Consider the following 7,804-nt stretch of genomic DNA (forward strand, 5'->3'; position numbering starts at 1 on the left):
GACCGACAAACCCAGACACCCGGCGGCCCTCCGCGACCACCGGGCACCCAGCCCTGCCCACACCCACCCTGACCAGGCCATATTTACGCGTCAGAAGGGGTTGACTCCTCTGGGAGTCAGCCCCTTCGTCGATACCGTGCTGGTTCGGTGCTGGATATGGGCCTCGGAAGCGACGTTTCCGCAGGCGGGAGCGCTGCATGGGACGTTCCGCTTCCCTGTGTAGGGCATGCAATAGCGTGAACGTGAATTCGGCGATTTAGCAAAACGGCAGGTCAGATGGGGTCGGTCCGGTTTCGGGTCGGCCCTGCTGGGGTGCCCGTGGCCGCACGGCGGCCGGCTGGCCTGACGTCACCTGTTGTCGTCTGTCGCTCTCTGCGGGCTGCACATCGACTGGATGTGGCGTGGCGGTTGCGGGGATTTTCCGTGTCCAAGCGCATTCCTTCCTCCTCGCTCCTTGGCGCCGCAGCCCTCGCCGGAGTGGCCGCAGGCGGGCTCGCCCGTCCCAGCGCAATGCCGTTCGCCGTTCGTCGGGATCGGAGTACTCCCGTGTCCCTGGGCACCTTCACCGAAGGGCTTTCAGGGCGCTCTCGGTGGCTGCGACGACCGTGTTCAGTTGGTGGGTCAGCTGGTGGTGCACGGGGATCCAGCGCACCTGGAGGGCCTTCTCGAAGTCCGTGCACCAGGTGGTGAGGAGCTCGTCCAGTTCGTCGTGGAGCCACGGGGCGGTGGGGGCGTCCGCCGTTTTCAGCAGCCGTAGCAGCAGACCCGCCGCGCGCAGCGGTTGTCGGCGGGCCACCACGTCCAGGGCGGACACCTGGGCTGTCGTCAGTCGTCGCGGATCGTCGTCGGGGGTCGTGGCCGCCTGCCGGGCGAGGGGTTCCCAGGAGTCGGCGACCACTTCGTAGAGGCCGTCGGCCATCCACTCCACCACCCGCCTGAGCGGGTCGTCCTGGGCCGGCGGCAGGAAGTCGCGGGCCCTGTCGAGGACGGCGGTCACCTGCCGTCCGCCGTCCCGCACCAGCCCGGCCAGGTCGCGCAGCGCGTGTGCGGCCGCCGGGTGCGGGGACAGGTCCGCGGCCATGTCCGTCGCCCACATGGGGACTTCGACGATCGCCGTGACGCCGCCGTACCGCGCCGGGGCGCACCAGGTGGACCGCCCTATGTTCTCCGACCCGGCGGCCAGCCGGTCGGTGCTGTCCGGCGGAGGCAGGACGTAGACCGCGGGGCTGGGATTCTCCCAGTACAGAGCGTCGTACGTGCCGTGCTGGAGGGGTATGCCGAGCAGGTCGGCGGACCGGTGGAACGGCGCGGCCAGCCCCGGGAGCGCGCGGGTCAACTGGACCCAGCTGCCGCCCACATCGGTGCTGTGCAGGGAGCACTGGAGAAAGGGCCGCAGTTCGTCGATCACCCGGAACAGCGCGCGGCTCTCCGGGGGCGGCGCTGAGACGATCGGCGCCCACTCCGGCTGTTCCGCCGCGATCGGGCGGTAGGCGGTGCGGTAGTAGTGCCTCAGGGTGTGGCCGGCCGCGGCGGTCGTCGCCCCCGCGGTGCCGACGTCGCTCAGTGCGGCGCCGTCCGGGTCGAGGCACAGGATGATGTCCCAGGTGACGACGGCGGGGTCGATCGCCGGGGACAGCCGGTCGCCGCGTGCCACCTGCTCGGCCAGCGCGAGCGCGGTCGCGCCGCCGACCGGTTCGTCGGGGTGGGGTCCGGCGACCACCAGGACGTGGCGCGGACCGTGCCCCACGGACAGCATCAGGATCGGCCGTCCCGCACGGGACGTCCCGATCCGGCGCAGCCTCCCGGCTCCGGGGAACCGGGAGACCAGCCGCTGTGCCGCCTCGGTGACGTCCGCGACCGTGGGGTAGCGGTCCATCGTTCGAATCGGTCAGGAGCCGCCGTTGCCACCGCTGTCGCCGGTGGTCTCCTTCTTGTCCAGCGGACGGATCTCGATCTTGTTCGCCATGCCCTGTCCTTCCGGTGGTGGCTGTGGCGTGCGCAGATTTGATGTGCTCTTGCCAGGCTTGGTGCAGGGCGTGACTGTTGTCAACGACCGTTGCCGCCGGAGGCACCGGTACTGACGAGATTGGCGCGAAGATGACGGTGCAAGCGATGCGACGGCCCCGGATCAAGCCCGAACACCGGGCCTACCGGACGGTGGACGGTCACATACGGATCGGCAGCGTCGTCTACGGCATCGGTTCCGAGGTCAAGGATCCCGACGGCTGGGTCTGGACGCTCGTCGAGGCCATGGACGGCACCCGGGACGCCGCGGAGATCGTCGTCGAGGTCTCCCGCCGCCACCGGAACCTGCGGTTACCAGCCCCGGACATCGTGCAGGCCATGACGGACCTGACCTCGGCCGGGTTCGTGGAGGACGCCGGCGCCGCGCCGCCCGCGGAACTGTCCGAGCACGAACGGGAGCGCTACAGCCGGGGCATGACGCTGATGCGCTGGATGGATCTCCAGCCACGGGAGAGTCCCTGGGAGCCGCAACTGCGGCTGCGTCGCGCCCGGGTGCTGCTGGTCGGCGTCGGCGGCACCGGCTCGGCCGCCGCACGGGACCTGGTGGCCTCCGGCGTGGGCCGGTTGCACTGCGTCGACCCGGATGTCGTCGAACTGTCCAACCTCAACCGGCAGACGCTCTTTCGCGAACAGGACCTCGGTACGCCCAAGGTCGACGCGGCGCTGTCGGCGTTGCGCGCGCTGAACTCGCAGGCGACCGTCACCGGTGAGCGCCGGGAGGTACGCGGACCGGCGGACCTCGCGGACCTGCTGACGGACGTCCCCGGCGGCTTCGGCGACGAACCGGGCTACGACGTGCTGCTGCTGGCCGCCGACCGCCCCGCCGTGATCCGCAGCTGGGCCAACCAGGTCTGCCTGGCCACCGGTACGTCATGGGCCGAGGCCGGCTACCGCGGCCCCCTGGTGAGTGTCGGGGTCTTCACACCCGGCCGGGGCGCGTGCTGGGAATGCCTGCGCGTCGCCGAGGCCGAGCGGCGCGATCTGCGACTCGGACCCGGTCAGGAGGAGGACGCCGCCTCGCCCCGGATGCCGTGGAATCCGGTCAACGCCATGACCGCGGGCCTGTCCGGCGGCCTGCTGGCCCAGGCGGCCCTCACGCTGCTGTGCGGCATCCCGCGGATCGACCCCGGATACCGGTTCGGCCTCAACCTCATGGTGCCCGGCGACGCGATCATGCAGCGCTCGGAGCGCCGCCCCGACTGCTCCGCCTGCCGGACGGATCCGGAATCGGATCCGGAACCGGAATCGGATCCGGAACTGGAATCGGATCCGGAACTGGAATCGGATCCGGAACTGGAACCGGCGGTGCGGCCGGGGCCCGGGGAACTCCCGGGACCGGGGAGCCCTTCGTGACCGAGGGGTCCTCCGGGACCGGGGAGCCCTTCGTGACCGAGGGGTCCTCCGGGGTTGGGGGACCTTCCGTGACCGGCGGACCTTCCATGACCCGGGGGCCGTCGGGGGCTGGGGGACTGTCGGGGGCTGGAGGACCTTCCATTGCCGAGGAGCCTCCCGCCACCGGTGCTCCGGCGTCGGATCCTCCCGCGACCGGCGCTCCGGCGTCGACCTCTCCCGTCTCTGACGCTCCGGCGCCGGACCCTCCCCGCGTCGAGCCATCGATCCGCGTCGAGCCGTCGATCCGCGTCGAGCAGTCGACCCACGTCGTGCTGCACGACCTGGCGGTGCGGCGGGACCGGGACGAGTGGATCGTGGGCCGCATGGCCACCCGGACCTTCGTCGCCCTGCCGCGGGCCGGGGCGCGGGCGGTGGAACTCCTGGGGGAGGGGCGGGACGTGGCCCGCACGGCGGCGATCCTGCGGGACGAGACCGGGGAGGAGTTCGAGGTCACGGACTTCGTCAGGGATCTGGCCGCCCTGGGGTTCGTGGCGCGGATCGGGGACCGCCCGGTCGCCGGGGGCGGGCCGGCTCGCGCGTCACTGCCGTGGCTCCGTCCCCGCCAGGCCCGGTTCGCCCTGCATCCCGCGCTCCCCGTGCTCGTCGCAGCACTGCTGACCGCTGCCGTCGTCGTACTGATCCGCCGTCCCGACCTGCTGCCGGAGTACCGGGATCTGCTCTGGAGCCCGCACGGCAGCCTGGTCCTGGTCACCGGGGCGGCGGCCGGCTGGACGCTGCTGCTGGCCCATGAACTCGGGCACCTGGTCACCGCCCGCGCCGCGGGCGTGCCGGGCCGGATGCGGCTGGGCACCCGGTTGCAGTTCCTCGTCATGCAGACCGACATCAGCGGTATCGAACTCGCACCCCGCCGCCACCGGCTGACCGCCTACCTGGCCGGCATCGCCCTCAACCTGTCCGTCGCCTCCGCCCTGCTCCTCGTCCTCGCCCTGACCGACACCGGGACCACCACCCACCGGCTGCTGTCCGCGGCCGTGCTGCTGGCCCTGCTGCCACTGCCGTTCCAGCTCATGGTGTTCACGCGTACGGACCTGTACTTCGTGCTCCAGGACCTCACCGGCTGCCGGAACCTGTACGGCGACGGCCTCGCCTACGCCCGGTACGTGGTCCGGCGGACGCTGCGCGGCCCGCGCCCCGGCGGGGCCACCGGGGACGGTGATCCGAGCACCCGGTTGCCTCCGCACGAACGGCGGGCCGTCCGGCTGTACAGCGTCGTCCTCGTGGTCGGTACGGTGGCCTGCCTGACGTTCATGGCCGCCGTCACCCTGCCCGTCGACGTCACCCTGCTGGTCCGCGCGGCGCGGGGACTGGGGCCGGAGCACGGTCTCGCGAAGAACGCCGACTCGGCCGCGGTGCTGGTCACCCTGGGCGGGGTCAACGTCCTGTGGGTGGTCACCCGGTGGCGTGGCCGCCGGTCCCGCAGGTCTGCGGGATCCGACTGAGAGCGGCACCACAGGGACGCTCACCGGCGGCTACCGGCGATCAGCAGCGGACTACCGGCGACTACTGGCGATCACCAGCGGCTACCGGCGGGCCATCGGCGTCACTGGCGCTCACTGGCACCGCTCACCGGGGTCACCCGCGCCCACCGGTGGTCGCGTCACCGAAGGCTTCCGCGGCGAAACGATCCGAGCTGCCCCGCCGGTCGACGCGTCCTCCCGTTGCGGGTCGGTACACGGCACCCGTTCGAGCGGTGAGCGGGCGTCCGGCGCCCGCCGGTGCGCGACTTCCATCCGATGTGGGCCCCGGCGGTCGCGAAGTTACTTGTGTGACACCGGAGTTGCCGTTCGTCAGCCGGGGTCAAACGTGCGGAGCCGTCCCTCGCCGGGGGACACCACGTCACCCACAGCGGTGCACCGCATCCGGGCGGCGCATACGCCACGACCGCCGGGAAATCCCTGACCCGGGCGGCGCTCCCGGCCGGTTGCGCGGGCCCGGTGCCGTCCGGTGCCGTCCCCTTCCTTCCAGAGTTCCGAGGTCCCGGCCCACCTGGCCCACCCGGGGCGCCCCGGGCCGTAGCGGGCTCGGCCCTGCCCGGCCTCAGCACCAACGACGTGTCCATGCGGGGGCCGACCCTGCCGCGAAGAGAGTCTCCATGCGAAAAATGATCACCGTTCTGGCCTTGCTGCTGACCTCGGTCCTGGCCTTCGGGAACCCGGCGACCGCCCGTCCACGCGGCGGCGGAGCGGCGACCCGTCTGCTGCAACTGACCAATGAGGCCCGGACGAACGCGGGCTGCCGTCCGCTCCGGCTCAGCCCGGCGGTCGGCCGTGCGGCCCGCCGCCACGCCCGCGACCTGGTCGGGCACGCCCGCTATTCGCACGTCGGCTCCGACGGCTCAAGTCCGGGCGACCGCATCCGCGCAGCCGGCTACCGCTGGCACCTGGCGGGCGAGAACATCTTCCTCGGCCCGCACGACGCCGACGAGGCCGTCCGGGGATGGCTGCGCAGCCCAGGACACCGGGCCAACATCCTCAACTGCGCCTTCCGGCACACCGGTATCGCCGTGCGCGGCCCGTCCTACCGCCGCATGTGGGTGCAGGACTTCGCCGCTCACTGACCGACCGTGGCCTCGGCGGTGTACCCGGCCACGATCACCACGACGTCCTCGTGGTGGTCCTCCATCAGCTTCAGCAGCGTGTCCACCGCCTCCCGGCCGAAGTCCGAGGGCGACCCGGGCGGGGTGAGGCGAACACCTCTTGGGTGAGCTGGGCGGTGTGTCCCACGAAGCGTCCGACGAGGTCGGCACGGGACCCTCGACCAACTGTCCGCGCGGCAGCACGTGGCCCTCGCGCCCTCCGCCACGGGTGCGCGCACGGTGCCGGCCGACGCGGGTTGCGGCGCCTCGGCGACAGGGAGGCGGGCACCGGGCGCGTCGCATGCGCCGGAGCGGCCCACGGGGGCCGGGTCGTCCGAGCGGCCGGAGAGACCCCGACTTCCCTTTGGGCAGGCCCCTTTTCACCGTTAAACGTGTTCACAGTGATACCAGAACGTGACGGGAAGATGAACGAATGCGGCGTGCGCATTAATGCTTGTGTGTCAAGGGGCGGCAACTGTTGCACAGTCAAATTGGTGTTCTTTACGCTTGGATCAGTAAGCAATGTGGTCGGGAATTGCGTCATGCGCTCCTCCGGATCTCCGTGTCGGTACCTGAACCAGCAAGCGCCACACCGCACGTCCGGCGAGCGCCGGTTCGACCGGCCGGGGAGTCGCCAGTGACGCCGTCGCGGAGCAGAGAGCTGGAACTGGATGACCTCCGTGGACGCCGGGCTCAGCGAACGGGTCGAGGCTGGCCTGCGTTCGGGTATCTCCACGGTCATGGGCCGGCTGGGGAACCCGAACACCAAGTTCTGCTCGCCGAACGGCTCAAGGGGGACGAACTCCCGGAACTGGGGCGGGGGCGGCGCGGCTCCGGCGGAAGGTCCGGACGCGTGAACACCTCCAGTGGTGACGGGAACGGGGCGAAGAACCGCGGCGCCGTCGGCGGTCCCGGGGGGAGGAGCGGCAGTTTCTCGTCCTCCGCGTCCACTCTGACGAGCGGTTCGACGATGCCCGGCCCCGGCCCCGGCGCCGGCTCCGGGGGCGGCGTCGGCCACAACAACGGCACCGCCAACGGCCGCCGGCCCACGGTCGGTGGCGAAATGCCCCGCATTAACGTTCCGACAACCTCCACCGGATCGCCCCAGGATCCACAGACCGACCAGGGGCCGGGCCAGGACGAGAGCCGGGGCAGGGGCCGGGCCAGCACATGAACCAGCACCAGAACCAGCACCAGAACCAGCACCAGCACCAGATTCGGGACCTGAGGCAGACTCCGAGCCCGGACGCGAACGTGTCCCCTTCGCCGGCCCCGGCCCCGGCCCCGGCCCCGGCCCCGGCCCCAACCCCGGCCCCGGCCCCGACACCGGCCCCTTCCCCGGCCCCGACTCTGACTCCGGCACCGGCCCCTTCCCCGGCCACCACGTCCTCCGGCCCCACCCGCGCGCCGGACGGGCCCGGCCGGCGTCCCCCGAACTCGCCCGTCAGCACGCCGGACGGCCAGAACAAGGGCAAGTCCCCCGTGCCGGAGGCCGACGAGCCCGTACCGGAGGCCGACGAGGCCGACGAGGCCGACCGCCTCCGGCACGACCTCGGTCTGCGTCCCCGCCTGCGTGGTGGCGCGCGCGGCTCTGACAGGATCATGCCCACTTCATCGTCGTCCGTTCCGGAGACGGAGACGGAGGCGGTGGAGCTGGTCGACCTTCCCGCGCCGATCCCCACCACCTCCACCTCCACCTCTGCCTCTACCTCCGCCTCCACGGACGCCACCCCGATTCCTGCACCGATTCCTACACCGGCTGCACCGGCTGCACCGATTCCTGCACCAGCT

6 protein-coding genes and 1 pseudogene are annotated in these 7,804 nt (G+C 71.9%); 4 read left to right on the top strand and 3 right to left on the bottom strand.

The genetic code is table 11. The features are described 5' to 3' along the window. Positions 1-562 precede the first annotated feature (562 nt). On the bottom strand, positions 563-1,876 hold the full coding sequence (locus ACFC09_RS19150) for a M14 family zinc carboxypeptidase (RefSeq protein ID WP_376529590.1): 1,314 nt from the start codon (positions 1,874-1,876) through the stop codon (positions 563-565). Positions 1,877-1,888: 12 nt separating this feature from the next. Beyond that, the gene (locus tag ACFC09_RS19155; protein ID WP_376529592.1) at positions 1,889-2,050 is read right to left on the bottom strand and encodes a hypothetical protein; all 162 of its coding nucleotides are present in this window, start codon (positions 2,048-2,050) and stop codon (positions 1,889-1,891) included. A 47-nt stretch (positions 2,051-2,097) separates the two neighbouring features. Here ACFC09_RS19155 and ACFC09_RS19160 point away from each other — a divergent pair, with 47 nt between their 5' ends. From ACFC09_RS19160 to ACFC09_RS19170, 3 genes are all read left to right on the top strand, one after another. Beyond that, positions 2,098-3,378, top strand: coding sequence for a ThiF family adenylyltransferase (locus ACFC09_RS19160; RefSeq protein WP_376529594.1), 1,281 nt, complete (start codon positions 2,098-2,100; stop codon positions 3,376-3,378). 308 nt (positions 3,379-3,686) lie between these two features. Further along, positions 3,687-4,877 (top strand): hypothetical protein, encoded by a 1,191-nt coding sequence (locus ACFC09_RS19165; RefSeq protein WP_376529596.1) that lies wholly within the window; start codon positions 3,687-3,689, stop codon positions 4,875-4,877. Between the two features lie 662 nt (positions 4,878-5,539). Continuing rightward, positions 5,540-5,995 (top strand): CAP domain-containing protein, encoded by a 456-nt coding sequence (locus tag ACFC09_RS19170; protein WP_376529598.1) that lies wholly within the window; start codon positions 5,540-5,542, stop codon positions 5,993-5,995. Between the two features lie 11 nt (positions 5,996-6,006). Here the strand turns inward: ACFC09_RS19170 and ACFC09_RS19175 are convergent. After that, positions 6,007-6,217: pseudogene (locus ACFC09_RS19175) on the bottom strand (hypothetical protein); the annotation flags it as partial. Between the two features lie 467 nt (positions 6,218-6,684). On the opposite strand from ACFC09_RS19175, the gene ACFC09_RS19180 reads away from it, so the two are divergent. Beyond that, positions 6,685-6,870, top strand: a complete 186-nt coding sequence (locus tag ACFC09_RS19180) for a hypothetical protein (protein WP_376529600.1) — start codon at positions 6,685-6,687, stop codon at positions 6,868-6,870. Positions 6,871-7,804 lie beyond the last annotated feature (934 nt).

The sequence above is a fragment of the Streptomyces sp. NPDC056161 genome, from assembly GCF_042268025.1.
GTDB lineage: Bacteria > Actinomycetota > Actinomycetes > Streptomycetales > Streptomycetaceae > Streptomyces.

Bases quoted from the DNA above. Each gene is read 5' to 3' on its own strand.
- ACFC09_RS19180 (WP_376529600.1), top strand. From the start codon at position 6,685: ATGACCTCCGTGGACGCCGGGCTCAGCGAACGGGTCGAGGCTGGCCTG.
- ACFC09_RS19150 (WP_376529590.1), bottom strand. From the start codon at position 1,876: ATGGACCGCTACCCCACGGTCGCGGACGTCACCGAGGCGGCACAGCGG.
- ACFC09_RS19160 (WP_376529594.1), top strand. From the start codon at position 2,098: ATGACGGTGCAAGCGATGCGACGGCCCCGGATCAAGCCCGAACACCGG.
- ACFC09_RS19170 (WP_376529598.1), top strand. From the start codon at position 5,540: ATGATCACCGTTCTGGCCTTGCTGCTGACCTCGGTCCTGGCCTTCGGG.